At 61.9% G+C, this 25,212-nt stretch carries 22 protein-coding genes, 1 tRNA gene and 1 pseudogene; 13 read left to right on the forward strand and 11 right to left on the reverse strand.

All coding sequences use genetic code 11. The features are described 5' to 3' along the window. Window positions 1-7: 7 nt before the first annotated feature. The 8 genes and pseudogenes from raiA to HRU92_RS14835 all read right to left on the reverse strand — a co-directional run bounded on the left by raiA (window position 8) and on the right by HRU92_RS14835 (window position 5,498). Window positions 8-601, reverse strand: coding sequence for a ribosome-associated translation inhibitor RaiA (raiA, locus tag HRU92_RS14800; RefSeq protein WP_127755059.1), 594 nt, complete (start codon window positions 599-601; stop codon window positions 8-10). Between the two features lie 195 nt (window positions 602-796). After that, window positions 797-2,305, reverse strand: coding sequence for an RNA polymerase factor sigma-54 (gene rpoN / locus HRU92_RS14805; RefSeq protein WP_172121766.1), 1,509 nt, complete (start codon window positions 2,303-2,305; stop codon window positions 797-799). A 105-nt stretch (window positions 2,306-2,410) separates the two neighbouring features. Next, window positions 2,411-3,130: pseudogene (gene lptB / locus HRU92_RS14810) on the reverse strand (LPS export ABC transporter ATP-binding protein); the annotation flags it as partial. A 35-nt stretch (window positions 3,131-3,165) separates the two neighbouring features. Further along, window positions 3,166-3,621 (reverse strand): LptA/OstA family protein, encoded by a 456-nt coding sequence (locus HRU92_RS14815; RefSeq protein ID WP_127755062.1) that lies wholly within the window; start codon window positions 3,619-3,621, stop codon window positions 3,166-3,168. After that, on the reverse strand, window positions 3,618-4,259 hold the full coding sequence (locus HRU92_RS14820; protein WP_172121767.1) for a hypothetical protein: 642 nt from the start codon (window positions 4,257-4,259) through the stop codon (window positions 3,618-3,620). Before HRU92_RS14820 ends, HRU92_RS14815 begins: the two co-directional genes overlap by 4 nt. A gap of 15 nt (window positions 4,260-4,274) precedes the next feature. Continuing rightward, a complete protein-coding gene (locus HRU92_RS14825; RefSeq protein ID WP_173088429.1) occupies window positions 4,275-4,889 on the reverse strand; it encodes a ribonuclease H-like domain-containing protein in 615 nt (204 codons plus the stop codon). Between the two features lie 115 nt (window positions 4,890-5,004). Then, a tRNA-Leu gene (locus HRU92_RS14830) sits at window positions 5,005-5,089 on the reverse strand. A 55-nt stretch (window positions 5,090-5,144) separates the two neighbouring features. Next, a complete protein-coding gene (locus HRU92_RS14835; RefSeq protein ID WP_173088556.1) occupies window positions 5,145-5,498 on the reverse strand; it encodes a GFA family protein in 354 nt (117 codons plus the stop codon). Between the two features lie 144 nt (window positions 5,499-5,642). Between HRU92_RS14835 and HRU92_RS14840 the strand changes: the two genes are divergently transcribed. From HRU92_RS14840 to HRU92_RS14860, 5 genes are all read left to right on the forward strand, one after another. Further along, window positions 5,643-6,638, forward strand: coding sequence for a complex I NDUFA9 subunit family protein (locus HRU92_RS14840; protein ID WP_172121769.1), 996 nt, complete (start codon window positions 5,643-5,645; stop codon window positions 6,636-6,638). 149 nt (window positions 6,639-6,787) lie between these two features. Further along, entirely contained in the window at window positions 6,788-7,525 is a 738-nt protein-coding gene (locus HRU92_RS14845) for a PadR family transcriptional regulator (RefSeq protein WP_172121770.1), read from the forward strand. 98 nt (window positions 7,526-7,623) lie between these two features. Further along, window positions 7,624-10,542, forward strand: a complete 2,919-nt coding sequence (locus HRU92_RS14850) for an FAD-binding and (Fe-S)-binding domain-containing protein (protein ID WP_172121771.1) — start codon at window positions 7,624-7,626, stop codon at window positions 10,540-10,542. A 99-nt stretch (window positions 10,543-10,641) separates the two neighbouring features. Further along, entirely contained in the window at window positions 10,642-11,841 is a 1,200-nt protein-coding gene (locus HRU92_RS14855; protein WP_172121772.1) for a class I SAM-dependent RNA methyltransferase, read from the forward strand. Between the two features lie 99 nt (window positions 11,842-11,940). Further along, window positions 11,941-12,351, forward strand: coding sequence for a hypothetical protein (locus HRU92_RS14860; RefSeq protein ID WP_127755069.1), 411 nt, complete (start codon window positions 11,941-11,943; stop codon window positions 12,349-12,351). 51 nt (window positions 12,352-12,402) lie between these two features. Here the strand turns inward: HRU92_RS14860 and HRU92_RS14865 are convergent, their stop codons facing one another. Genes HRU92_RS14865 through HRU92_RS14875 form a run of 3 tightly spaced genes read right to left on the reverse strand, consistent with a single transcriptional unit; the run spans window position 12,403 to window position 15,563 of the window. Beyond that, window positions 12,403-13,224 carry a sugar phosphate isomerase/epimerase family protein gene (locus tag HRU92_RS14865; protein ID WP_172121773.1) on the reverse strand — a complete coding sequence of 274 codons (822 nt, stop codon included), beginning with the start codon at window positions 13,222-13,224 and terminating at the stop codon, window positions 12,403-12,405. After that, complete coding sequence (locus HRU92_RS14870; RefSeq protein WP_172121774.1) at window positions 13,221-14,408, reverse strand: dihydrodipicolinate synthase family protein; 1,188 nt, start codon at window positions 14,406-14,408, stop codon at window positions 13,221-13,223. Before HRU92_RS14870 ends, HRU92_RS14865 begins: the two co-directional genes overlap by 4 nt. Before the next feature lie 3 nt (window positions 14,409-14,411). Further along, complete coding sequence (locus HRU92_RS14875) at window positions 14,412-15,563, reverse strand: Gfo/Idh/MocA family oxidoreductase (RefSeq protein WP_172121775.1); 1,152 nt, start codon at window positions 15,561-15,563, stop codon at window positions 14,412-14,414. Between the two features lie 203 nt (window positions 15,564-15,766). Between HRU92_RS14875 and HRU92_RS14880 the strand changes: the two genes are divergently transcribed. The 8 genes from HRU92_RS14880 to HRU92_RS14915 all read left to right on the forward strand — a co-directional run bounded on the left by HRU92_RS14880 (window position 15,767) and on the right by HRU92_RS14915 (window position 25,165). Beyond that, the gene (locus tag HRU92_RS14880) at window positions 15,767-16,429 is read left to right on the forward strand and encodes a TetR/AcrR family transcriptional regulator (RefSeq protein ID WP_173088431.1); all 663 of its coding nucleotides are present in this window, start codon (window positions 15,767-15,769) and stop codon (window positions 16,427-16,429) included. Window positions 16,430-16,627: 198 nt separating this feature from the next. Beyond that, the gene (locus HRU92_RS14885; RefSeq protein ID WP_127755074.1) at window positions 16,628-17,923 is read left to right on the forward strand and encodes an extracellular solute-binding protein; all 1,296 of its coding nucleotides are present in this window, start codon (window positions 16,628-16,630) and stop codon (window positions 17,921-17,923) included. A 3-nt stretch (window positions 17,924-17,926) separates the two neighbouring features. Beyond that, on the forward strand, window positions 17,927-18,874 hold the full coding sequence (locus HRU92_RS14890; RefSeq protein ID WP_127755075.1) for a sugar ABC transporter permease: 948 nt from the start codon (window positions 17,927-17,929) through the stop codon (window positions 18,872-18,874). A gap of 103 nt (window positions 18,875-18,977) precedes the next feature. Next, window positions 18,978-19,751, forward strand: coding sequence for a carbohydrate ABC transporter permease (locus HRU92_RS14895; RefSeq protein ID WP_248305376.1), 774 nt, complete (start codon window positions 18,978-18,980; stop codon window positions 19,749-19,751). 178 nt (window positions 19,752-19,929) lie between these two features. Next, on the forward strand, window positions 19,930-20,946 hold the full coding sequence (locus tag HRU92_RS14900) for a Gfo/Idh/MocA family oxidoreductase (protein ID WP_172121776.1): 1,017 nt from the start codon (window positions 19,930-19,932) through the stop codon (window positions 20,944-20,946). Next, the gene (locus HRU92_RS14905; RefSeq protein ID WP_172121777.1) at window positions 20,943-22,028 is read left to right on the forward strand and encodes a Gfo/Idh/MocA family oxidoreductase; all 1,086 of its coding nucleotides are present in this window, start codon (window positions 20,943-20,945) and stop codon (window positions 22,026-22,028) included. The genes HRU92_RS14900 and HRU92_RS14905 overlap by 4 nt, the downstream gene beginning before the upstream one ends. Before the next feature lie 10 nt (window positions 22,029-22,038). Beyond that, a complete protein-coding gene (gene ugpC / locus HRU92_RS14910; protein ID WP_172121778.1) occupies window positions 22,039-23,097 on the forward strand; it encodes a sn-glycerol-3-phosphate ABC transporter ATP-binding protein UgpC in 1,059 nt (352 codons plus the stop codon). 193 nt (window positions 23,098-23,290) lie between these two features. Continuing rightward, the gene (locus HRU92_RS14915) at window positions 23,291-25,165 is read left to right on the forward strand and encodes an ABC transporter ATP-binding protein (protein WP_173088433.1); all 1,875 of its coding nucleotides are present in this window, start codon (window positions 23,291-23,293) and stop codon (window positions 25,163-25,165) included. Window positions 25,166-25,212 lie beyond the last annotated feature (47 nt).

The raw sequence follows: 25,212 nt of genomic DNA on the forward strand, positions 1-25,212 counted from the left end.
CTCGGGTCTAATTTGCGCCCAACGCCGGATCGATCCAGCCAATATTGCCGTCGGAGCGGCGGTAAACCACATTCAGACCGCCATGTCCAGCGTGGCGGAACATCACAGCCCCGGCGCTGGTCATATCCAGTTCCATGACGGCCTCTTCCACGCTCAGCGAGCGCAGGTTTTTCGTGGTCTCCGCGATCACAGGTGGCGCATAATCTTCTGGAAGTTCCTCAAGCTGATCGCCTGCACCAAATACCGTGTATTGCGCGGTTCCGTCGGCGTCGGGCACCTGGGTGTCGCCGACGCCGAATCCACCGCGCCGATGCGACTTGAGCTTCCGGTTATACCGGCGCAACCGCTTTTCGATGTGTTGCGTCATCAGCTCGAAGGCGGCGATGGCGTCGCCACCCTGGGCGCTCGCCTGCAACACGGCTCCGGTGTCCAGATGCACTACACAATCGGCCAGGAAGCCAGTTCCGTCGGGAGTAAGGGTGAGGTGGCCGTCATAATTGCCGTCGAAATACTTCCCCACTGCTGCGTCGATATGCTCCTCCGCACGACCGCGCAGGGCATCGCCGACATCCATGTTCTTTCCCGAAACGCGTAAGCTCATGGCATCCTCTTTCTTTTTGTTCTCGCTTGATGCGCCGTAGCCAGAGTAACCCTTGGTGGGCCGACTAAATGTGCCACTCCCTGGGCTAGCTGGTTGCAGCCATCACGCACCCAACGCGTAACTTGCCCCCTCGGTTCGAACCTGCCCTATGCAACATGGTCGTACCGGCCGGTTGCAAGCGGACAGGCGCCGGTCTCAGGCCATTGTCGCCAGATCTCGTTTTTGGCGCCGGCGGATCACCGAGGAGGGGATGTTCATACCTTCCCGATACTTGGCGACCGTCCGCCGGGCCAATTCGATACCCTGCTCGCGCTTAAGCATGGCCGCGATCGTGTCATCGGACAGCACATCGCTAAGCGATTCGCTTTCGATCAACTGGCGGATACGATGGCGTACCGCCTCGGCTGAATGGTCACCGCCGCCGTCAGACGCGGCAATGGCGGTCGTGAAGAAGTATTTCATCTCGAACAGCCCGCGCGGCGTCGCCAAGTATTTGTTGGAGGTGACGCGGCTGACGGTTGATTCGTGCATATCAATAGCGTCGGCCACCATTTTGAGGGTCATCGGCCGCAGATAAGCGATGCCATGGCGCAAAAAACCGTCCTGCTGGCGCACGATTTCCGCGGCCGTCTTGATGATGGTTTGGGCCCGCTGGTCAAGGCTCTTGGTCAGCCAATTGGCGCTGGCGAGGCAATCTGACAGAAAGGCTTTGTCGCCTGGCTCGCGCGTCCGCTTGGACACGGTGGCGTAGTACACCCGGTCAACTAAAACTCGGGGCAGCACCTCGCTGTTGAGCTCGATGCCCCAGCCACCATCAGGAGCAAGGCGCACAAACACGTCGGGCACCACTGTTTCAGCCGGGCCAGAGTCGAAGGCCAGGCCCGGACGGGGATCAAGCCGGCGCAGTTCAGCGAGCATGTCGAGCAGATCTTCCCGATCGCAGCCGATGGCTCTTTGCAAACCGGAAAGGTTGTGCTCGGCCAGCATCGGAAGATGAGCGAGCAGGCCCTGCATCAGTGGGTCCAACCGATTGGCTTCCCTGAGCTGAATAGCAAGGCACTCAGCAAGGTCCCGCGCGAACACTCCGACCGGTTCACACCCTTGAAGCGCTCCGAGAACAGCCTCCACGTCCGCCAACTCAGCGCCGAGTTGCTCGGCCATCGTGTCCAGCGGCGCACTCAGATAACCCGCCTCATCCAGTTGCCCGATCAGGGCGCCGGCGATCAGGCGGTCCGAAGCCGCCCGCAAGATCAGATTGGCCTGGCGTTCCAGGTGCTCCGAAAGCCTCGGGCGAGCCGAAAGGAACTGGTCCAGATCGGGTGCCTCGCTCCAATCCACACTGTCGCGCTCGCGACCGCTCGAGACTTGGCCCTCCGATCTGTGCTGTTCGGGGAAAACATCTTCCACGGCCGTGTCGAGGTGCTCCGCAATGGCCTCGGCCGTGGGCAAATGCACCGCGCTGTCCAGTGTGTCAGCAAAACCGCTGCCGGTCTCTGGCTGGTCAGCGGCCTCAGTCATATCCCCCGTCACTGACGCGCCGTCGCCTTCAGCGCGCTCCAGTAGCGGATTGCGCAGTAATTCGGCGTCGACGAACTCATTGAGTTCGAGATGGCTCAACTGCAACAGCCGGATCGATTGCATCAATTGCGGCGTCAGCGTCAGGCTTTGCGCCTGCCGAAACTCCAGCCGCGGCCCTAATGCCATAACTGTCCTCACGCCCATTTGCGGCACTTCTGCCGCGCTTCCCGCGTGCAACATGACTCAGTTGCGGGCCAAGGGCAAGTTCCATGCCAAGAATGCGGTTGCGGTTCAGATGGCGAAATTTTCGCCGAGGTAAACGCGCCGGGCATCAGGGTCGGCGCTGATCGTTTCGGGCTTGCCCTGGATCATCACCTTGCCCCCATGAATCACATAAGCACGATCCACCAGACCCAGGGTTTCGCGCACCGCGTGATCGGTGATGAGCACGCCAATGCCGCGTTGCGTCAACTGCTTAACCAGGCCCTTGACCTCGGCCACCGCGATCGGATCGACGCCGGCAAAGGGTTCGTCAAGAAGCATGAACACGGGGTCGGCCGCCAAGGCGCGCGCCAGTTCCACCCGCCGGCGTTCGCCGCCCGAAAGGGACAAGGCGTTGGCCTTGGCGAGGTGCGAGATCGAAAACTCGTCGAGCAGGGCTTCCAGGCGCGCTTGGCGTGCCTTGCGCCCCCGAACATGGTTCTCCAAAACGGCCATGATGTTGCCGCGCACCGATAGGCCGCGGAATATCGATGGCTCCTGCGGCAAATAGCCAATGCCTAACTGGCCGCGCTGGAACAGCGGCAGGTGGGTAATTGGTCGCCCATCGAGCCGGATATCGCCTGCATCGGGTTTGACCAGCCCCATGATCATGGTGAAAACCGTAGTCTTGCCCGCTCCGTTGGGACCCAGCAGGCCCACAGCCTCGCCCCGCCGCACGGCAATGGAAACATCGCGCACGACGACGCGCTTGCCGAAGCTCTTGGCCAAGCTATGCGCAACCAGCCACCCGGTCTGGTCAATTCGGCCTTGGGCGCGCGTCTCGTTCATTGCGAGGTAAACACGCCGGTGACGCGTCCGCCTTTGCCACCGGTGAAGGTAGACACATTGGTTGCAAGATTGACCACGAGTTCGCCGGCATCCACCGTGCCGCCCGAATTGGTCACCTTCACATTGCCGGTGAGGCGCAGCAGTTGATCGCCCGGGGTAAACACGGCCCGCTCTCCCGTTGCGGTCTGGTCGGGTGTTTCGAGCTTCACGTCCCCGGTGGCCTCAAAGGTCTCGATATCGGTAGTGCCCCCAGCGCCATAGGTGGCAACGACCTTGGTGGCCCAGACCTTCACCGTTGGATGGGTCACCACGACATTGCCGGTAAACACCGCCTCCCGCTCTGCCTCGTTGAGGGTGAACAGGTCCGCCGTGATGGCGACGCGGTCCTGCGCTGCGGCCAGCCCAGACAGGCAAAGCAGCAACAAAATCGACAACAGCGATCGCATCATCATCGGGGCTGGGCTCCAGGCGTGTGGGGCAGGGTGACGGTGGCGCCACTAAATGTCCAGACGCTCGCCTCCGCGTCGAACTGCATTCCCGCAGCGGTCAACTCCGTGCCGTCGGCATAGTGGATAACGACCGGGCCATCGCCGGTCAGCGTCTGCGCACTCCAATCAAATACCGACTGCTCGATCGTGCCGCTGGTGCCGGTGCTGTCACTGATGTCGGACGCGCCCTCGATCCGGACCACTCTTTGGGCGGTGTCCAAAACCGCGCTATCAGCGCTCGCATCGAACACGACCCCATCGGGGCGCACGACGTTGAGGGCGGCGTCGCGCAAGGCGATCTGCTCGGTTGAATTGAGCATCGCCTGCGCGTCGCTCGCCCGCACCCGATAAGCGGAGCCGTCGGACAAGACTCCGGCATATTCGGGTGCTTCCACCCGGATGCTCTCACGATCCATGCTGACTTCGCCGATACTGAATTGATCCAGCAGGCTGGACAGGTAGATCTGCCCTACCAGCAGCAGCAGGGTCACCGCCCCGAGAGCGGGAACCGCAACGCGTAACACGCCCACCATGCGGTTGCGGCCCTGCAAGCGTCGGTAGGTGGCAAGGCGGTCAGTGCTCGTGGCGTGCTGCTCCGTCATGGACAGGCCCACGACTTAGCTGTGGGCAAAGATGTCGGTCTCATCCCACCCTAGCAAATCCAATTCGCATCGGGTGGCAAGGAAGTCAAAGCAAGCCCGGGCCAGTTCGGTGCGGTTTTCGCGCCGGAGCATCCGATCGAGATGACGCTTGAGGTCGTGCAAGTAAAGCACGTCCGAAGCGGCATAATCGAGTTGTGCGTCGCTGAGCTTTTCGGCCCCCCAGTCCGAGCTTTGCTGCTGCTTGGAGAGATCGATATTGAGCAACTCACGGACCAGGTCCTTGAGTCCATGGCGATCCGTATAGGTGCGTACCAGTTTGGACGCGATTTTCGTGCAGTAGACCGGACCGGCCACCACGCCAAAGCGGTGCTTGAGCACTGCCACGTCAAAACGGGCATAATGGAAGATCTTGGTCCGCTCAGGATCGGCGAGCAGTCGGGCGAGATTGGGCGCCTCGTTGCTGTCAGCCGGAATCTGCACCACATCGGCACTGCCATCACCAGGCGACAGCTGCACTACGCATAAGCGGTCGCGATGCGGATGCAGTCCCATGGTTTCAGTGTCAATCGCCACCTCGCGGCCATAGCGCGAAAGGTCGGGCAGGTCGCCGCGATGCAGTCTGGGGGTCATGTTGATCTCAACAAACGGATGCAGCATTCCTCTTGGCACAGCATCAGGGCATTGAAAAGGCGAGACCAAAAACCAGAAGGCCGCCCGCTTCACAGCGGCCGGCCTTCTTGAATAATGGTGCCCAGAAGAAGACTCGAACTTCCACACCTTGCGGTACACGGACCTGAACCGTGCGCGTCTACCAATTCCGCCATCTGGGCAGGCGGGGCGTTGTTAGGGCCGGCGCCGACCGATGTCAACGCCTATTGTTTCAATTCACATATTAGCCCCATCCCAATGCGTCACGGCACCAGTGTTAACTGGCGGTGCATCATCGAGGCAGTTGACGTTGATCATCACCGTTTCGGTGCCGTTTTCGTCTCGGCCCCGGCCGAACGATTCGATGCCGCAGGTTTTGCAGAACAGATGATCAATGGTGTTGGTGTTGAAGTGATAGAGGGTGAGATTGTCCGCGCCGCGGATCAGATTGAACCGAACCGATGGGACAGGCTGCATCACCCAGCCTAGCCTTTTGCACCGGGAACAGTTGCAGGTCATCAGACTGTCCAACTCGGTCTGGGCCGTGTAACGGACCGCGCCGCAATGGCATCCGCCCGAATAAGTGTTCATGTCAGTCAAGTTCGCCTCCCTGAAACAAATAGGGAACACCATTGTTATTGTGTCAAGAGCGTGCATCCACCGCCTCTCGACCAATCCCGCGCCTTAGGCTAAGAGCACGGCTAGCTTGTCCTTCCATTGCTGCCGGAGCCTGCCATGGACCCCCTCAACGAAAAACTGGTGACGATCTTCGGAGGCTCCGGATTCCTGGGCACCCAAGTGGTCCAGGCACTGTCTCGGGCTGGGTATCGCATCCGGGTGGCCGTGCGGCGTCCTGACCTGGCGGGCCATGTTACGATCTATGGCAATGTCGGGCAGATTCAGCCAATTCAGGCCAATCTGCGCCATGCAGCTTCGGTGGCGCGAGCGGTCGCCGGTGCCGATGTGGTGATCAACCTTGTTGGTATTGGCGGCGAACGCGGGGCGCAGACCTTCAATGCCGTTCATACTCAAGGCGCTCAGACCGTCGCGGCCGCTGCCAAGGCTGCGAGGGCTTCGGTGCTGGTGCATCTGTCGGCCCTCGGGGTGGATCGGGCGGAGCGAAGCGCCTATGCCCGCAGCAAGTTGGCGGGCGAGGCCGCCGTGCTGGCCGCCTTCCCCCAAGCGGTCATCCTGCGCCCTTCGCTGATGTTCGGCGCGGACGATGGCTTCTTTAACCTCATGGGTTCGCTGGCCCGCATGTTCCCAGCCATGCCTCTGGTTTGTGGCGACACCCGCTTCCAGCCGGTTTACGTTGGCGATGTTGCCGATGCAGTAACGCTTGCCGCGAGCGGCAAGGTCAAAGGTGGTCGCACCTACGAACTGGGTGGGCCGCAGGTTGAAACCCATCGGGAGCTTCTGACCCGCATACTGCGCGAGACAGCCCGCAAACGCCCGCTGGTGCCGCTCTCCCCGGGGATGGCCAAGCTCCTGGCTCTGCCACTGTCGATCCTCCCCGGCCAGCCGTTGCTGACCAAGGATCAAGTGGAACTGCTTGGGGTCGACAATGTCGTGTCCGAAGCGGCTATCCGCGAGAAGCGAACATTGGAAGGGCTCGGCATCGTGCCGACCTCGATGGATACTATCCTGCCCACTTACATGTGGCGCTTCCGCCGCAACGGCCAGTTCGATCGCAACCTCATCGAAGGCGCCAACGAAGGCGCAACGCTCTAGCCACTTAGCACCCTAAAATATCTTGGCCGCCTTCTCACCTGAGGGGGCGGCTTTTTCATGCTCAGCATTTTGTTCGAGATATATCTTGAATGCTCTTTTGCGGACCCAATGTAAGCAGCCGGGGAATTGAGATATATCGGAGACACATCATGGCACCTTCTGGACGTGACGGCGAACTGAACTGGCGGCGACTAGAACAGATGGCGCGGCGCTGGGGCCGTCTGGCCTACCAAGCCGATGCGAGCCTTCTGGGCAATGTCGGCGGAAATTTCCGCATCGGCCGCATGCTAGCTTCGGGCGATCTGCGGCTGGTGGCCCTGTATCTGATCGAACAGCAGCCCCGGCACGGTTATGATCTGATCAAGGCCGTGGAAGAGCGCTCTGGCGGCTTTTACGCTCCAAGTCCTGGCGTGGTTTACCCCGCTCTGACCTTCCTTGAGGAAGCGGGCTATGTGACCTCCGCTGCCGATGGTAACAAGAAGCTTTATACCATCACCGATGCCGGCCGTGCCCACTTGGCAGACAATCGCGAGGCGATCGAGGGAACGTTGGCCTTTCTCGCCAAAGCAGGCGAACAGGTGCACCGGTTCCGCGATTTCGCCCGTACCGATTGGCCGTTTGGCGGCGATCGGCCCGAGGGGTCTGACGCTGCCGGCGGCGCGTCCTCCAGCCGCGAACAGGGGGCGGCTGCTGAACAAGCATCCGACACCGACATGAAAGGCGTCGTTCCCGACCTGAATGAAGCCCGTAAAGCGCTCAAGACTGCCATCAAGGCGGCCCGCCACTACTCGCCCCAGCGGCAAACAGAAGCCGCGACTATCCTTCACCGTGCCGCAGCCGATCTGACGGCTCTCGGGACGCACCCTGATGACGACGTCGACATCTGAGTGCTAAGCTTGGCCGCCCGGCACGAGCCGGGCGGTTTTTTGCCCAACAAGGATGTGAGCCGCTTCCGACGCAGCTACTAACATGTTAGTGGACTGAGATGCAGCAAGCTCTCATTACCCCTGTCACCCAGCCCCCGCTTGATCGTCAGGCAGCGGGCGAACGGCTCGTCGCGCGCCTCAAGGGCGTGATCCCATCCGAAAAGATGATGACCGACCCGCTGATGACCTATGCGTGGTCCGGCGACGCGTCTTCTTATCGGCTTATCCCGGCTGCCGTTGTCTTCATCAATTCCGAGGCCGATGTGCAGGCAGTAATGCAAGCCTGCCGTGCGGAGGGCCTGCCGCTAACCTTCAGGGCCGCCGGCACGTCCTTGTCGGGTCAGGCCGTGACCGATGGGGTGCTTGCAGTTCTCGGCGACGGCTGGCGCAAGCTCGACATCCATCCCGGCGCCGAGCAAGTGACGCTAGGGCCCGCGATCATCGTCGCGCACGCCAATCGTGCTCTCAAGCCCTTCAACAAGAAGCTTGGTCCCGACCCAGCCAGCCAGGCCACCTGCAAGATCGGCGGCGTGGTCAACAACAACTCGTCAGGCATGTGCTGTGGGGTGGCGCAGAATACCTACCACACCATGGCGCGCCTGCGCATCGTGCTGACCGATGGCACGGTGCTCGACTCAGGCGATCCGGTTTCACGTGAATCGTTCCGCCAGAACCGCGCTGATCTGCTCGACGGCATTGCCGCGCTTCACGCCCAAGTCATGGCCGACGCGGAACTTGTTGCCTTGATCCGCAAGAAGTACGCGATCAAGAATACCGTTGGCTACTCACTTAATGCGCTGGTCGACTACCACGACCCGCTGGACATTCTTGTGCATCTGATCGTGGGCTCGGAAGGCACTTTGGGCTTTGTGTCCGAAGTCACCTACAACACTGTGCCCGAGCATCCCTTCAAGTCGACGGCGCTGGTGCCGTTCCCCGATCCCTACGCCGCCTCACGCGCCATTATCCGGCTGGCTAATGGCGGCGTGCATGTGACCACTGGCGTCACTGCAGCCGAATATATGGAACGCCGGGCACTGGCGACGGTGGAGCATCTGGCTCCCATGGCGCCGCTCCTGCCTTGGCTGACGGATCACTCGCCTGCCGTGTTGATCGATGTCACGGCTCCAGACGCGGAAACGCTCGAGCGCGAAGTCGAAAAGGCCGTAGCGATCCTAGCTGAAGAAAACGCCACTCATATCGATTTTTCCACTGACGTGGCCCGGTCACACGCGCTTTGGGATATCCGCAAGGGGTTCTTCACTTCCGGCGGCGCGGCGCGGCCGAAGGGCACTTCCATGCTCACTGAAGACGTGGCGGCTCCGATCGACCAACTCGCCGACTTTGTCATCGACATGCGCCAGCTGCTCGATGACCACGGCTACGAAGATGCCATCATCTTTGGCCACGCCTTGGCGGGAAACCTCCATTTCCAGATGAGTGACAACTTTTCCCAGCCAGGCTCGGCCGAGAGGTTCGATGAGTTTTCTGTCGCGCTGTCGCAGCTTGTCTCCATCCGTTATGGCGGCTCGCTCAAGGCGGAGCACGGCACAGGCCGCGCCATCGCGCCCTTTGTGGAAGCCGAATGGGGTTCGCGCGCATATAGCGTAATGCGCCGCATCAAGACCCTTTTTGATCCGGAGAACCTGCTCAACCCCGGCGTCTTGCTCAACGACGACGCAAAGATTCACGTGAAGCACTTGAAGGTGATGCCGCTGGCCGATGAGCTCATCGACATGTGCATCGAATGCGGTTTTTGCGAACCTGCTTGCCCCAGCCACCAGATGACCTTGTCGCCACGCCAGCGTATTGCGGTGACGCGTGAGCAGGCCCGGCTCCGGGCCAGCGGCGAAAATCCGGCACTCCTGGCTCGTCTCGACGATGACTTTCGCTACGCCGGCATTGATACTTGTGCCGCCTGTAATCTTTGTTCCCTTCGGTGCCCCGTTGGCATCGAAACGGGCACAAGGATCATCAAGGAACGCGGTGAGCGCCGTACCGATTTTGCCCGTTCGGTAGCCGGCTTTGCCGCCGATCATACCGGCGCTATTGAAAGCTTCATGCGTGGGAGTGTGGCGCTTGCGGACGCGGCTAAGGCCGTTGTCTCGGCGCCGTTGATTGAAGCGGTGACCGAAACCGCCCGCCGGTTGACCGACAAGCATGTGCCGCGAGTTTCGCGGACCCTTAAACCTGGCCCTGGAGCCCCAAAGGCCCCGCCCGTCATTTCCCGCGACGATCCTCGCCGCGCCGGTTTTCCCGTGCCTATCGTGCAAGGTGGGCGCCAGCGCGTGGCTTATTTCCCTTCCTGCGCCACCCGCATGTTCGGCGCGCCCAAGACCGAGTTAGATCTTCTTGCCGTACCTGACGCCATGCTGGCGCTGCTGGATCGTGCCGGGTTCGATGTTGTTATGCCCGACCACCTGAATGGCCAATGCTGCGGCCAGCCATTCCACTCCAAGGGCTTCCCCGAACAAGCCGTGCAAGTAGGCGCCGCGCTCCTGGACGAACTCTCGGCTTTGCAAGGGGACCTGACCGTCACCGACGCTTCCACTTGCGCCAAGCACCTGCGCGGCGCTCCCGAAGGCGCGCCGGTGCTGGATTCCAGCGAGTTCATCGTCACCCATATCCTGCCGCAGCTGACCGTCACGCAGCCCCTCCCGGTCGTAGCTGTGCATCATAACTGTTCGGCCCAGCGGTTGGGTGAGCAGGGGGCTACGGAGGCGATCGCCCGCGCCTGCGCCAGCCAGATCGCGGTATTGTCGTCCGTCACCTGCTGCGGTTACGCCGGCGACAAGGGCTTGTTCATCCCCGAACTCAACCGCTTTGCCAGCCGCTTTGCCAAGAACGATATTCCGCCAGGCTGCACGCTGGGGGTTTCGACGGTCTCCACTTGTGCCTCTGGACTCTCCGAGCATGCCGGTATTCCCTTTGTGGGGCTGGCTAGCCTGCTCGAATATGTAAGTCGCCCGGGCGGCTAACGCCGCCACGCGGCCCTCCGCCCCGGCTACCCTGATAAGCTTTGCTTGCCCGCCGCCTTCCCCTTGGATACTGCACGGCGGGCAAGCCATTGGATAATTATGACCCTCACCGCCACTATTCTAAGCCTCGGCCACAAGGGCGAGGGCGTCACCGAGATTGATGGCCGCAAGGTCTTCGTGCCATTGGCGCTGCCCGGCGAAACGGTGGTGATCGAAGCGGACGGCGAGCGAGGCACCCTGCTTGAGGTGCTAGCGCCCGCACCTGAGCGGATCACGCCTTTTTGCCCGCATTTCGGCTTTTGTGGCGGCTGTCAACTCCAGCATCTCGAACGCGCCGCTTACGAAGCGTTCAAGACCGGCATCATCGAAACGCAGCTACGCTATGCCGGCTTGGATGCCAAGGTTGAGCGCTTCATCGATGCGGCTGGGCAGGGACGCCGCCGGGCTACCTTGCATGCGCGGCGCGAAGGCCCTGGGTATATGCGCCTGCGTAGCCACGAGGTTTACCCCATCGATGCCTGTCCTATCCTGGTGCCCGCGCTCTCTCGCGCCCCGCGGATCGCCGCGGCGGTGATGGCAACCCTGGGTGAGGCCGATGTGGCTTTCACCGCCACGCTAACGGGGCTCGATGTGGCCGTTCGGACAGAAAAAAAACAGGCTCGCGCCAAGCGGATCGAGCCACTCGTCAACCAGTTCGGCTTGGCTCGCCTAGCGCTCAATGGCGAACTGGTACTACAAGCCCAAGCGCCGCTGGTGTCCATGGGTCGAGCTACGGTTGAGCTACCGATCGGATCGTTTCTGCAGGCCACTGAAGCCGCCGAGTCAGCGCTGGCGGATTATGTGCTCGGCGCGGTGGGCAAGGCCAAAAAGGTGGCCGATTTATTTTGCGGTGTCGGACCGTTCGCGTTGCGGCTGGCTGAGGACCGACCGGTCTACGCCGGCGACAGCGACAGGGCCGGTATCGCAGCACTCGACAAGGCGCGCCGCTACGCCAAAGGTCTGCGGGAGATCACTGCCAAGGCTCGCGACCTGTTCCGCGATCCCCTGACGCACTTCGAACTCAACGAGTTCGACGCGGTGGTGCTTGATCCGCCCCGCGCCGGGGCCGAGGCGCAGGTGCGCGAGCTCAGTAACTCCAAGCTCAGAGTGGTGGTGATGGTCTCTTGTGACGCGCGCAGTTTCGCTCGGGACGCAGCGCTGCTGATCGGCGCCGGATTCACTATGAGCGACCTTGTTGCGGTGGATCAGTTCACCCAATCCACCCATATCGAGATCGCTGCCACTTTCCGGCGCCAATAGGGGTCTATCAAGCAACCGCCTGAGACAAGGCGCGTTACCCATCCATCGATTAACAAGGACGACTGCGTGGGGCGGGCGTTGTTGTCCACGGAGAAACTCATGCAATCTTTGAAATACGCTCTGAGCCTTGGCGTCTTGTGTGCTGCTTTTGCTGCCCCAAGTTTTGCCCAAGAGGCCGCCTCCACCGCTAACACTGCATCCCCGGAAGGCAACTTCGTGGATAAATACGGTACCTCGTTCCAGTTCTCGCTTTGCGGCGACAGCGGCACCGATCTTTGCGGCGTGCTGACCAATCTCGAAGGTGAGTCTGCTACCGAAGAGAACCTGGCTTTCGTAGGCAAGATGGTGATGCAGGCGCCCCAGACCGGTCCAAACGAATGGAAGGGCGCGCTTTCCGCGGGTGGAATCAGCGCTGAGGCCACCGTCACCCAGACGAGCCCTGATACCATCGACATCCAGGGCTGCCGCGCAGCCATTCTCTGCCAGACCCTGACCTACACCCGTATGTAGGGCTGTTTAGTCCAGCCCCCGGACCGCTTGGTTCGGGGGCTTTTTGCGTTTTCAGCAGACCGTTGCCACGCGCTCCTTGACCACGTCCAGCACCTCGTCTCCCGGCCGCTGCCACCAGTTGTCACGCGAAAAAATCTCCACTTCCTGCGGGCCATGGTAGCCTGCAGTTTCGATCATTGCGCGAATGGCGGGCAGGTCGATCACACCATCGCCCATCATGCCGCGGTCGAGCAGCATATCGGTCGTGGGCACCAGCCAATCACAGATATGGTGGGCAAAGATCCGGTTCATCCGCCCCGCCCGCGCGATTGCCTCTGCTAGGTGGGGATCCCACCAGACATGGTAAACGTCGATGGCAACGCCAACGCTTTCGTCCAGCGATGCACAAATATCGAGCGCTTGGTTGATCGTGTTCACGCAGGCGCGGTCTGCAGCATACATCGGATGCAACGGTTCGATGGCAATGCGAACGCCCGACGCACGGGCATGGGGCAGCATGGCAGCAATCCCGTCTGCCACCATTCCCCGCGCGCCCGGCAAGTCCTTGGAAGAACCCGGAAGGCCCCCTACCACGAGCACGAGGCAGTCGGCGCCGAGGGCGGCAGCTTGGTCGATGGCGCGCAGATTGTCGTCGATATTAGCCTGCCGGCCTAGTGCTGTTTCAGCGGGAAACATCCCCCCGCGGCACACGCCGGTGACCCGCAGGCCATTGCTGCGCACGATGTTGGCGGCTTCCTCGATCCCGACGGCGTCGATCTGGTCGCGCCAAGGCGAAATGGCCGTGATGCCGCGGCGCAAGCAACCATCTACCGCTTCCCCAAAGCCCCATTGCTGCCGCGTTGTGGCGAGGTTCAGCGAAATCTCTCCGTTCATGCCTCCACTCCATGGACCGCAAGGACAGCGCGCATCCGACTCGTGGCCAGATCAGGATCGGCAAGCACGCGAGCGCGGTCAGCAAGGCGGAACAATTCGCAGAGGTGCTGGAGCGAACGGGCCGACTGCTGACCACCGATCATGGTGAAATGGTCCTGCAGGCCATTAAGATAGGCCAGGAACACTACGCCCGTTTTGTAGAACCGCGTTGGGGCCGCAAAAATATGGCGGCTCAGCGGCACTGTAGGTTCGAGCAGATCGAAGAATTCATTGGTATTGCCACGGCCAAGCGCGGCCAGGCCTGCCGATGCGGCCGGGGCGATAGCGTCGAAAATGCCGAGTAGGGCGTGGGAATAACCCTGCTCGTCCCCGGCAATCAGTTCGGCATAGTTGAAGTCGTCCCCGGTATACATCTTGACGGATGCGGGCAGTCGTCGGCGCATCGCAATCTCTTTTTGCGCTGACAGGAGCGAAATCTTGATGCCATCGACTTTGTCGGCATTGGCCGCGATCACATCGAGGCACACATCCATCGCCGCATCATGATCTATGCTGCCCCAATAACCCTGCAGCGCCGGATCAAACATTTCCCCCAGCCAGTGCATGATCACCGGCTGCCGCACCTGGCCGAGAACATGCCCATAAACCCGCGCATAATCGTCCGGTGACTTGGCGACAAAGGCAAGGGCGCGGCTGGCCATCAGGATGACCCGGCCTCCCTCCCTTTCAACAAAGCCGACCTGCTCCTCATAGGCCTTGATGATGTCGTCGATCGTGACATCGGGCGCTGGCGCCAGATGGTCAGTGCCGGCGCCATAGGCGATCAATGCGTCACTGCGCGGTCGTGCCTCGGCTTGCGAACGCCGGATCAACTCCTGCGCCTCGGTCCAAGTTAGGCCCATGCCGCGCTGGGCGGTGTCCATGGCTTCAGCGACACCTAGTCCGAGATCCCACAGCCGATGCCGGAACTGGAGCGTCGTGTCCCAGTCGATAGCGGGCGCAAGCCACGGATCGTTGCTGGCAAGGGGATCGGCGACCACATGGGCCGCAGCATAGGCAACGCGCGGGAAATCCTGCGCCTTGAACTTAACGAAAGGAATGGGGTCTCCGGTGAGCTGGTAGGGCGTGATTGACCGGTCGGGATTGAGCAGTCGGATCGTGGGCTGGGTGAGGACCTCGCTCATGCCTCAAAACTCCAGCTTGGGGACATCCAGCCAGCGCCGTTCGGCCCAACTCTTGAGACCCAGTTCGGCCAACTGCACCCCCTTGGCACCCGCTTCGAGCCCATAGGGCCAAGGCGCATCCTCGGCAACATGGCGCAGGAACATCTCCCACTGGGCTTTAAAGCCGTTTTGGGCGGGCCAGTTGTCTGGCACTTCTTCCCAATCGGCAAAGAAGTTCATGGTTTGCGGCTGGTCGGGGTTCCACACAGGCTTTGGCGTATTGACGCGATGCTGGGTCCAACACTTGTGCAGCCCGGCCACGGCCGAGCCGTGCGTGCCATCGACATGGAAGGTCACGAGGTCATCGCGGCGTACGCGCGTGGTCCAGCTGGAATTGATCTGAGCCACGATGCCACCCTCAAGCTCGAAGGTCGCATAGGCCGCATCATCAGTATCTGCTTGGAAGCGCTGGCCTTTCTCATCGACGCGCTCCGGAATATGGGTAGCGCCTAGGCAGGACACGGCCTGCACTTCCCCGAACAAATTGTCGAGCACATAGCGCCAATGGCAGAGCATATCGAGGATGATGCCACCGCCATCCGCCTTGCGGTAGTTCCAGGACGGGCGCTGCGCTGGTTGCCAATCGCCCTCGAATACCCAGTAACCGAACTCACCGCGCACCGAGAGGATCTTGCCGAAAAAGCCGCTGTCGCGCAGTATTTTGAGCTTCAGAAGGCCCGGAAGGAATAGCTTGTCCTGCACGACGCCATGTTTGAGGCCCGAGGCGCGGGCGGTTTTGGCGAGGCGAACGGCGACGCCCAGATCGTCGGAGATCGGCTTTTCGCAATAAACATGCTTGCCGGCGTCGAGGGCTTTTTCCAGCAACTCGGCGCGCATCAGGGTGGTCCCGGCGTCAAAGAACACCGTGTCTTCCGGGTTGGCGAGGGCGGCGTCGAGGTCTGTTGTCCAGCGTGCAATACCGTGCTTCTCGGCAAGTGCTTGGATTTTCTCGCGATCCCGTCCCACGATAATGGGGTCGAGCACCAGGCGGTCGCCGTTGCTCAGCGCCACGCCACCCTGATCGCGGATCGCCAGGATCGAGCGGACCAAGTGTTGATTGTACCCCATGCGACCTGTCACGCCATGCATGATCAGGCCAAGTCGCTGCTGCGCCATGCTGTTTTCTCTCCCGCGCCACTTTCGGCGTAACTGTTTAGTTACTTGCGTACACGCGGAAAGGCGATGCAGTCAAGGGGCCGTTCCCCGGCGGTTTCACGCAATGCACTTCCCAGTTCATCTTTGAAACACTTTACCCCCGCTGGTGCGGCTGGTATCCGTCGGGGGTAGGGCGGCGCGGCGGCTCGGTTTGGATGAGGCAGATGGATCAGACGCCGAGTGGGGTGGAGAATGGGGTCAAGCGGGCCCGCAACTCCGGCAAGACCAAGGCGGCGATCCTGGTGGCGGCGCGGGCTGAATTTGCCGAACGGGGCTTTGAGGGTGCGCGGGTGGATGCCATTGCCGAGCGGGCGGGCGCCAACAAACGGCTGCTCTATCACTACTTCGGCAACAAGGAAGATCTCTACCGCGCGGTGCTGCTCGACGCCTATGGCGAGATCCGCAAGGGTGAGCGGGCGCTGAGTCTGGACCAATATGGCCCGGTGGAAGCCATGGACCGGCTGGTGCGGTTCACCTTCCGCCACTTCCTGGCAAACCCTTGGTTCCCAAGGCTTTTGGGGACCGAAAATCTGGAGAATGCCCGCTTTCTCAAGACCATGCCGGATATCCGGGCGCTCCATTCGCCGCTCGTCGGGCAGATCACCGAGATCGTGCGGCGCGGCAATCAGGCCGGCATTTTCCGCGGCGATGTGGATGCGGTGCAGCTTTATATCTCGATCGCGGCACTCGGATTCTTCTATGTTTCCAACATGGCGACCCTGTCGGTGATCTTTGACCGTGACCTTGCCAGCGTGGCCATGGTGCAGGAGCGCGAGGCGCAAGCGGTGCAGATGGTGCTAGATTACCTGCGCACGCGCCCGAGTTGAGCCACATAGAGATTATGAACGGCTGCTGAACAGCTTGCGTTCGTGCCGTTTTTCGTCTTCCATACAAGAAGGGCTTGGCGGTGCTTGACATCGACCAAAGTCTGACACAGTGTTGTAACCAGTTGGTGAGTTAGCGGCGGGGAGGCCGCGCTCCGCACCGCTCCGGATCCGGGCGGCAGCTGTTCATGGGAGGACATCATGACTATTCGTATCGACCGCCGCAGCTTCCTGCTCGGCAGTACGGCCCTGATGGCGGGAGCCGTCGCCGGCATTCGCCCGGGCTTTGCCCAGGAAGGCGCCAATCTGCGCCTGATCTTCTGGGGCGGCCAGGCGCGCGCCGACCGCACCTATGGGGTGACGGATCTGTTCACCGCAGCCAATGGCGGTGAGATCCAGGGCGAGTTCCTGGCCTGGAACGATTACTGGCCCAAGCTCGCCACGCAAACCGCTGGCGGCAATGCGCCTGACATCATCCAGATGGATTATCGCTATATCGTTGAATACGCGAACCGCAACGCCATCGCGCCGCTCGACGAATTCGTGGGCACTACGCTCAAGCTTGACAATTACGATGCCGACCAGCTCGAGGGCGGCAAGGTTGGGGGCAAGCTTTACGGCGTCAGCCTTGGGGCCAATTCGGTTTGCACCCTGATCAACACCACCGCATTCGAGGAAGCGGGCGTCACCCCGCCCACCAATGCCTGGACCTATGATGACCTGATGGCCATGGGCGAGGCCTTCAAGTCGGCCAATATCCGTGGCGGCATGAAGGCCATCATGGATGCCTCCTATACCGAGCCGGCGCTGGACAACTGGCTGCGCCAGCGCGGCAAGGCCCTTTATACCGCCGAGGGCCAGTTGGGCTTTGGCGTCGAGGACATGACCGAGTGGTTCACCCTTTGGCAGGGTCTGCGCGAAGCGGGCGTCTGCGTTGCCGCTGAAGAACAAGCGCTTGATACCGGCCCGCTCGAAACCACGATGCTGGTGCAGCAAAAGGCGGCGCTGATGCCGTCCAACTCCAACCAGCTGGTGGGCTACCAGGCGCTGATGGAAGACAAGCTCGACATGTGCGGCCAGCCGCGCATCGCGGCCGGGCAGGGCGGTGGGCATTACCGCAAGCCATCCATGTTCTTTTCGGTGGGCGCCAATTCGCAGAACAAGGAAGCGGCCGCCAAATTCCTCGATTTCTTCATCAATGATGTGGAAGCAGGCAAGATCCTGGGCGTGGAACGCGGCATCCCGCCAGCAGTGGCCGTGCGCGAAGCTGTGGCGCCCACGCTGGACGAAGCCAACCAGATCGCCCTTAATTTCGTGGCGAACCTGGGTGACCTGTTGGGGCCGCTGCCCCCACCACCACCAGCCGCCGCGGGCGAGATCGACATCTCGCTGCTGCGCACCGTCGGCCAGGAAGTGGGCTTTGGCGCCCGCTCGCCTGAAGACGGCGCCCAGTACTTTGTTGGCGAAGCGACCGCCATCCTGACCCGGGCAGGCTAATCCATGACTGCGCGCTCCCTTGCAACCGACGCTCCTGCACGGGAGCGCGCGCATTCTCCCTCCTTCCTATCGCGCATCTGGCACAATGATGCGCCGGGCTATCTGTTTTTGCTGCCTTGGTTTATCGGCTTTTTCGGCCTGACCATCGGGCCGATAATTTCCTCGCTTTATCTCAGCTTCACCGACTTCGACCTGCTGACCTCGCCCGACTGGGTTGGCGCGGACAACTATGTCCGCATGTTCACCAATGACCCGAAATTTGCCGCCTCCATGCGGGTGACGCTGTTTTTCGTGCTGTTTTCGGTGCCGCTGAAGCTGGCCTTTGCGCTGGGCGTCGCCATGCTGCTCAATCGTGGCATCAAGGGGCTGCCCCTCTACCGCGCGCTGTTCTACCTGCCATCGCTGCTGGGTGCTTCGGTCGCCATCGCCATTTTGTGGCGGCAGATCTTTGCCGGCGACGGCCTCGTCAACCAGCTGCTGGCGCCACTCGGCATTGTCGGCCCGAGCTGGATTTCCAATCCGCGCTATTCACTCTGGACGCTGGTGATCCTGTCGATCTGGCAGTTCGGCTCGCCCATGATCATTTTCCTCGCCGGCCTGCGGCAGATCCCAACGGACATGTATGAGGCGGCGAGCCTTGATGGCGCCAGCCGCTGGCGCCAGTTCGTCAAGATCACCCTGCCGCTGCTGACCCCGGTCGTGTTCTTCAACGCCATCATCCAGACCATCGACGCGTTCAAGAGCTTCACCCCCGCCTTCATTATTTCGGGCGGCACCGGCAATCCGATCAATTCGACGCTGTTCTATACGCTCTACCTCTACCAGGAGGCCTTCGGCTTCTTCCGCATGGGCTATGCTTCCGCGCTGGCCTGGGTGCTGCTGGCGCTGGTGGCGGCGTTCACCGCGTTCTCGTTTTTGACCAGCAAGTACTGGGTGCATTATGACGACTGACGCGCCCCGCCTCGAGGTCGTGACGGCCCATACGCCTTCGCCACTGCGCCGGCGCCTGACCACCATTCTCGTGCATGTGCTGCTGATCGGCGCCTCGATCGCCATGCTGTATCCGCTGCTCTGGATGCTGTCGGCCTCGGTGCGGCCGGAAAACGAGATATTCAACGCCACGAGCCTCTGGCCCAGCGAATGGAGTCTCGATGCCTATCGGCGCGGCTGGAACGGGTTGCGGGTGAGCTTTGGCACGTTCTTTTCCAACAGCTTCCTGATCTCGATTCTGTCAGTGCTGGGCAATGTGATGGCCTGTTCGCTGGCCGCCTATGCCTTTGCCCGGCTCAAGTTTCGCGGGCGCAATTTCTGGTTTGCGCTGATGCTGATGACGCTGATGCTGCCTTATCAGGTCACGCTCATTCCCCAATATGTGCTGTTCCGCCAGCTCGGGTGGATCGACACCATCCTGCCGCTGGTCGTGCCCAAATTCCTTGCGGCCGACGCGTTCTTCATCTTCCTCATGGTGCAGTTCTTCCGCGGCCTGCCGCGCGAACTCGATGAAGCCGCGCAAATGGATGGCTGCTCGCCCTGGCGCATCTACTGGAAGATCATCCTGCCGCTGTCGACGCCGGTGCTGGCGACGGCCGCGATCTTCACCTTTATCTGGACCTGGGACGATTTCTTCGGGCCGCTGATCTATCTCAACGAGATGCGGCAATACACGGTGATGCTGGGCCTGCGAACCTTCACCGACTCCACGGGCGAAAGCGATTACGGCGCGCTCTTTGCCATGTCGGTGCTCTCGCTGATCCCGATCTTTGTGTTCTTCCTGTTCTTCCAGCGGCTGCTGATCGAGGGCATTGCGACCACGGGGATGAAGCGGTGACACCAGCCTGTGCGGGCAAGGCCTCCCTCCCCCTTGAGGGGAGCGCCGGGGTGGGGGTTCGGGCCCATTCTGCGCTCCACTCTGGGGGAACGGCCGGCACCCCCACCCCTGACCCCTCCCCTCAAGGGGGAGGGGAAGAACAGTCCGACACTCCCGGTTCAAAAAAACTGAGTAGACCATGACCATCAAGATTGCCGCCATCGGCATCAATCACAGCCATATCTATGGGCAGGTCAATTGCCTGCTCGATGCCGGTGCCGAGCTCGTGGCGTTTCATGCGCCCGAGGACGATCTGGCGGGCCAGTTCGCGGGAAAATACCCGCAGGCGCGGCGGGTTGCCGATCCCAAGGCGATCCTTGAGGACGAGAGCATCGCGGTGATCCTGACCTCGGCCATTCCCGCCGAGCGGGCGGCCATTTCCATTGCCGCCATGCAGCATGGCAAGGATGTGCTGTCCGACAAGCCGGGCATGACGAGCTTTGCCCAGCTCGAAGAGATCAAGCAGGTGCAAGCGGAGACGGGCCGCATTTATGGGGTGCTCTATTCCGAGCATTTCGAGGTGCGCGCCACCGTCGAAGCGGGCAATCTGATTGCCGCGGGTGCAATTGGCGAAGTGATCAACACGGTGGGCCTGGGCCCCCACGCGATCCGCAACAATCAACGCCCTGATTGGTTTTTCGATCGCAGCTGCTATGGCGGCATCCTCTGCGATATCGCCAGCCATCAGTTCGAGCAGTTCCTGTTCTTTTCCAATAGCATGAACGCGGAAGTGGTTTCGGCGAGCGTCGCCAACCGCGCCCATCCCGATCGCCCGGGCCTGCAGGATGTGGGCGACACCCATCTGCGCACCGAGCGCACCACCGGCTATATTCGGGTTGATTGGTTCACCCCCGAAGGCCTGCCCACCTGGGGTGATGGCCGCCTGACCATCCTGGGCACCGAGGGCTATATCGAGCTCAGGAAATATATCGACATCGCCGGCCGGCCCGGGACGGATCACCTGTTCCTGGTCAACAAATCAGGCGTGCAGCACGTGGATTGCTCGACGACCGAGCTGCCCTTTGGCCGGCAATTTCTCGACGATGTCAGGAACCGCACGCAAACGGCGATGCCCCAGGAGCGGTGCTTTAATGCCATGCAGCTGGCGCTGACCGCCCAGCAACTGGCCGAACGCGGCACGGAGTGGCAGCAGTGAAAGAGATCTTCAACGTCGCCATAATCGGCTGCGGCATTGGCCGCTCCCATATCGTCGAGGGCTATGCGCCCAATGCCGACAAGTTCCGCGTCCTTGCGCTCTGCGATCTCAACCCCGAGCGCATGAACCCCATTGCCGACGAATTCGGCGTGCCGCGGCGCGAAACCGAGTTCGACGCCGTGCTGGCGATGGATGATATCGACATCATCGATATCTGCACCCCGCCCATGCTGCATTACCCCATGGTGCTGGCGGCGCTGCGCGCGGGCAAGCATGTGATCTGCGAAAAGCCGCTGGTCGGCTCGCTCGCCCAGGTCGACGAAGTGATCGCCGAGGAAAAGAAGTCCAAGGGCATGCTGATGCCGGTGTTCCAGTACCGGTTCGGCGATGGCATCGAGCAGGCCAAGGCCATCATCGATGCGGGGATTGCTGGAAAACCCTATGTGGGCACGGTGGAAACGCTGTGGACGCGCGGGCCCGATTATTATGCCGTGCCCTGGCGCGGCAAATGGGCAACGGAACTGGGGGGCGTGCTGATGACCCACGCCATCCACCAGCATGACCTCTTCACTTACCTGATGGGCGACATCAAGCGCCTGTTCGGGCGCGTGGCGACGCGGGTCAACGACATCGAAGTGGAAGATTGCGTCACCGCTTCGCTCGAGCTTGAGAACGGGGCGCTCGGGAGCTTTACCGCGACGCTGGGCTCGGCCCAGGAGATCACGCGGCTGCGGCTGGCCTTTGAGAACGTGACCTTTGAAAGCGATCACGAGCCCTATAATCCCGGCAACAAGCCCTGGACCATTTTGCCGCGCACCGCGGAAACGCGTGAAAAAATCGAGGCGCTGCTCGCCGATTGGCAGCATGTGCCCTCGCGCTTCCAGACGCAGATGGCGCGCTTCCATGCCGCCTTGATGGGCACGGCGCCACTGCCGGTGACCTCGGCCGATTCGCGCCGGGCGCTCGAATTGGTGACGGCGTTTTATCATTCCTCCACCACCCACGAGGATGTGGAGTTGCCCCTGGGCGCCGAGCATCCCCGCTATTCCAGCTGGGTGCCGCCCCAGTTCCAAAAGGCTTAAGGAGCGTTTCATGGCCACCAGTGTCGTGCTCGACAATATCCGCAAGGCCTATGGCGATGTGGAAGTGATCCATGGGGTGGATTTGCGCATCGAGCCGGGAGAGTTCACCGTGTTTGTGGGCCCGTCCGGCTGCGGCAAATCCACGCTTTTGCGCATGATTGCGGGGCTCGAGCCCATCACCGGGGGCGATCTGCTGCTCGATGGGCAGCGCATGAACGAAGTGCCCGCCGCCCGGCGCGGCATTGCCATGGTGTTCCAGAGCTATGCGCTTTATCCGCATATGACGGTCTACCAGAACCTGGCGTTTGGGCTCGAAACCGCGCGGGCGCCAAAAGCCGAGATCGAGCAGCGGGTGGCGCGCGCCGCCGAAATCTTGCGCATTGAGCCGCTGCTCAAACGCAAGCCCAAGCAGCTTTCGGGCGGGCAAAGGCAGCGCGTGGCGATCGGCCGGGCCATTGTGCGCGAGCCCAAGATCTTCTTATTCGACGAGCCGCTCTCCAATCTCGATGCCGAGTTGCGCGTGCAGATGCGGGTCGAAATCGCCAAGCTGCACAATGACCTCGGCAATACCATGATCTACGTGACCCATGATCAGGTCGAGGCCATGACCATGGCCGACAAGATCGTGGTGCTGCGCGCCGGCGTCATCGAGCAGGCGGGCGCGCCGCTCGAGCTCTACAACAATCCGCGCAACCTCTTTGTGGCGGGCTTTATCGGCTCGCCCAAGATGAACCTTTTGCCCGCCCAGGCGCAGGGCAATGCCAATGAGCTGCAGGTCGCGGGCGACCGGATGAGCCTCAATCGCGCGGCAGGCGGGGCAACGACGCTCGGCATCCGGCCCGAGCATATCAGCGTGACCCCAGGCGCCGGCACGCGGCTGGCGAGCGTGCGGGTGGATCTGGTGGAAAGCTTGGGGGGCCAGACCGTGGTTTATGCCACGACGGCCGACGGGCAGGCGCTGACCATTGTGCTGGAGGGGCAGCGGCAGTTTGCGTTGGGCTCGGATATCGAAACCTTTATCGATCCCGCGCGGGTGCATTTGTTCGACAAGGACGGCCACGCGCTCTAGCCCCGCTTTTCCACTGCTGCGGGTGTGGCGGTGGAGTGGGGGATCGGGTGCAACACAATCTTAAGATCTGGCGCCCATCGTCCGCGGGCTGGTTTTGTTGAACCTCCAAGCCAACTTGCCGCCCCGGCCTGCCGCGGGCGGCTCTTCTTTGCGGAGCGTTGTTGCGCATGGCGGCGGGGACTAGGGTGGGGCCATGAGTGTGTTGACGCCCCTTCATCGCCTGTTCGAATCCTGGATTGACCCGTTTCGGGCGCCCACGACGCTGCAGCCTCCCCGCACGGGGCCGCAGTTTTTCTGGCATTATGTGCGCCAGGCCAAGCTGCCGTTCCTTGCGCTTCTGGTGCTGGGCGGGGCAGTGGCGCTGGTGGAAGCGGCGCTGTTTTATTATGTCGGGCGGCTGGTCGATATTCTGGACGCCGCCAATCAGGAGGCGGGCTGGAATGGCCTCCTCGCCAGCGCGGGTACCGAGCTTGGCATCATGCTGGTGGTGGTGCTCGTTGTGCGCTTCATTGTCACCTGGCTTTCGGCGGCGGTGGAAGAGCAGACGGTTAATCTCGGGTTTTACAACCTTGTGCGCTGGCAGGCCTATTCGCATGTGATCCGGCAAAGCCTGTCGTTCTTTCAGAACGACTTTTCCGGCGCCATTGCCAGCAAAGTCTGGCAAAGCGGCGGAGCGGTGGGCGATTTCATGGTCGCACTGCTCCAGGTCGTGTGGTTCATCGCCGTTTATGCGCTGACAACGCTGGTGCTGGTGGGGCAACTCGACTGGCGGCTGGGCGCCGCAGTAGCGCTCTGGATCTTCGCCTTTTCGCTGCTGGCCTGGTATTACGTGCCGCGCATGCGCCAGCGCTCGGCGCAGGCGGCGGAAGCGGCCTCGGCGCTCAATGGCCGGATCGTTGATAGCTTTGCCAATATCCAGACGCTGAAACTCTTTGGCTCGAGCGATGAAGACGACCGCTTTGTGCGCCGCGGCTTTGACGGCTTCATCGAAGCCATGCGCAGCCTCGCGCGTACGCTGGTGGGCGTGCGCTCGGCCATGGGCATGCTGTCGGGCATTGCCATTGCCGGGATCGGTGCCCTTTCCGTGCATTTGTGGACGCAAGGGCTGATCTCGGTTGGCGGGGTCGCCTTTACCCTCGGGCTGGTGCTGCGGCTCTACAATCTGCTGGGGCGCATGATGAACCAGCTCAACGGATTGATGCGCAATTATGGCACGGCGCAGAACTCGGCCGAACTGATCGCCCGGCCGCTGGCACTGGTGGATGCGCCCGATGCCAAGCCGCTGGTGGTGACGCAAGGCGCGATCAGCTTCGAGAACATCTCGTTTCACTATGGCCAAACACAGGGCGTGATCGAGGGGCTCAATCTCGATATCGCCCCGGGCGAACGGATCGGGCTGATCGGGCGCTCGGGAGCGGGCAAGTCGACGCTCGTGAACTTGTTGCTGCGCTTTTACGACCTCGAAGGGGGCCGGATCACCATTGACGGGCAGGACATTGCCGGGGTGACCCAGGCCTCGCTGCGCGCCAATATCGGCGTCGTCACGCAGGACACTGCGCTGCTGCACCGCTCGGTGCGCGCCAATATCGTCTTTGGCCGGCCCGAGGCGAGCGACGCCGAAATGGTCAGCGCCGCCGAAATGGCGGAGGCCGACGAGTTCATCGAAACCCTGGTCGATCACCGTGGACGCACCGGTTACGACGCGCAGGTCGGCGAGCGCGGCGTCAAGCTATCGGGTGGGCAACGCCAGCGGGTGGCGATTGCCCGGGTGCTGCTGAAGAACGCGCCCATCCTGGTGCTGGACGAGGCGACTTCCGCGCTGGACAGCGAGGTGGAAGCGGCGATCCAAAGCCAGCTGGAACGATTGATGGCAGGCAAAACCGTGATCGCCATTGCCCATCGCCTTTCCACCATTGCCGCCATGGATCGGTTGGTGGTGCTGGAAAAGGGCCGGATCATCGAGCAGGGCACCCATGCCGAGCTCTTGGCGCATGGCAAGACCTATGCCCAACTCTGGCAGCGGCAATCGGGCGGTTTCCTTGATCCCGCGGAGGTCGGCGGCCGCTAGATATCCCTGGCGGCTCAATGGAGCCGCCGCGCCAACGCGGCTTTTTG

The organism is Devosia sp. 1635 (genome assembly GCF_013185955.1).
GTDB lineage: Bacteria > Pseudomonadota > Alphaproteobacteria > Rhizobiales > Devosiaceae > Devosia.

Excerpts from the sequence above, each read along its gene's own strand:
- HRU92_RS14825 (WP_173088429.1), bottom strand. The coding sequence starts at position 4,889 with ATGACCCCCAGACTGCATCGCGGCGACCTGCCCGACCTTTCGCGCTAT.
- HRU92_RS14865 (WP_172121773.1), bottom strand. The coding sequence starts at position 13,224 with ATGAACGGAGAGATTTCGCTGAACCTCGCCACAACGCGGCAGCAATGG.
- HRU92_RS14835 (WP_173088556.1), bottom strand. The coding sequence starts at position 5,498 with ATGAACACTTATTCGGGCGGATGCCATTGCGGCGCGGTCCGTTACACG.
- HRU92_RS14895 (WP_248305376.1), top strand. The coding sequence starts at position 18,978 with ATGCTGTATCCGCTGCTCTGGATGCTGTCGGCCTCGGTGCGGCCGGAA.
- HRU92_RS14900 (WP_172121776.1), top strand. The coding sequence starts at position 19,930 with ATGACCATCAAGATTGCCGCCATCGGCATCAATCACAGCCATATCTAT.
- HRU92_RS14850 (WP_172121771.1), top strand. The coding sequence starts at position 7,624 with ATGCAGCAAGCTCTCATTACCCCTGTCACCCAGCCCCCGCTTGATCGT.
- HRU92_RS14860 (WP_127755069.1), top strand. The coding sequence starts at position 11,941 with ATGCAATCTTTGAAATACGCTCTGAGCCTTGGCGTCTTGTGTGCTGCT.
- HRU92_RS14815 (WP_127755062.1), bottom strand. The coding sequence starts at position 3,621 with ATGATGATGCGATCGCTGTTGTCGATTTTGTTGCTGCTTTGCCTGTCT.
- HRU92_RS14915 (WP_173088433.1), top strand. The coding sequence starts at position 23,291 with ATGAGTGTGTTGACGCCCCTTCATCGCCTGTTCGAATCCTGGATTGAC.
- HRU92_RS14820 (WP_172121767.1), bottom strand. The coding sequence starts at position 4,259 with ATGACGGAGCAGCACGCCACGAGCACTGACCGCCTTGCCACCTACCGA.
- HRU92_RS14845 (WP_172121770.1), top strand. The coding sequence starts at position 6,788 with ATGGCACCTTCTGGACGTGACGGCGAACTGAACTGGCGGCGACTAGAA.
- ugpC (WP_172121778.1), top strand. The coding sequence starts at position 22,039 with ATGGCCACCAGTGTCGTGCTCGACAATATCCGCAAGGCCTATGGCGAT.
- HRU92_RS14880 (WP_173088431.1), top strand. The coding sequence starts at position 15,767 with ATGGATCAGACGCCGAGTGGGGTGGAGAATGGGGTCAAGCGGGCCCGC.
- HRU92_RS14875 (WP_172121775.1), bottom strand. The coding sequence starts at position 15,563 with ATGGCGCAGCAGCGACTTGGCCTGATCATGCATGGCGTGACAGGTCGC.
- HRU92_RS14855 (WP_172121772.1), top strand. The coding sequence starts at position 10,642 with ATGACCCTCACCGCCACTATTCTAAGCCTCGGCCACAAGGGCGAGGGC.
- HRU92_RS14840 (WP_172121769.1), top strand. The coding sequence starts at position 5,643 with ATGGACCCCCTCAACGAAAAACTGGTGACGATCTTCGGAGGCTCCGGA.
- rpoN (WP_172121766.1), bottom strand. The coding sequence starts at position 2,305 with ATGGCATTAGGGCCGCGGCTGGAGTTTCGGCAGGCGCAAAGCCTGACG.
- HRU92_RS14870 (WP_172121774.1), bottom strand. The coding sequence starts at position 14,408 with ATGAGCGAGGTCCTCACCCAGCCCACGATCCGACTGCTCAATCCCGAC.
- HRU92_RS14885 (WP_127755074.1), top strand. The coding sequence starts at position 16,628 with ATGACTATTCGTATCGACCGCCGCAGCTTCCTGCTCGGCAGTACGGCC.
- HRU92_RS14890 (WP_127755075.1), top strand. The coding sequence starts at position 17,927 with ATGACTGCGCGCTCCCTTGCAACCGACGCTCCTGCACGGGAGCGCGCG.
- raiA (WP_127755059.1), bottom strand. The coding sequence starts at position 601 with ATGAGCTTACGCGTTTCGGGAAAGAACATGGATGTCGGCGATGCCCTG.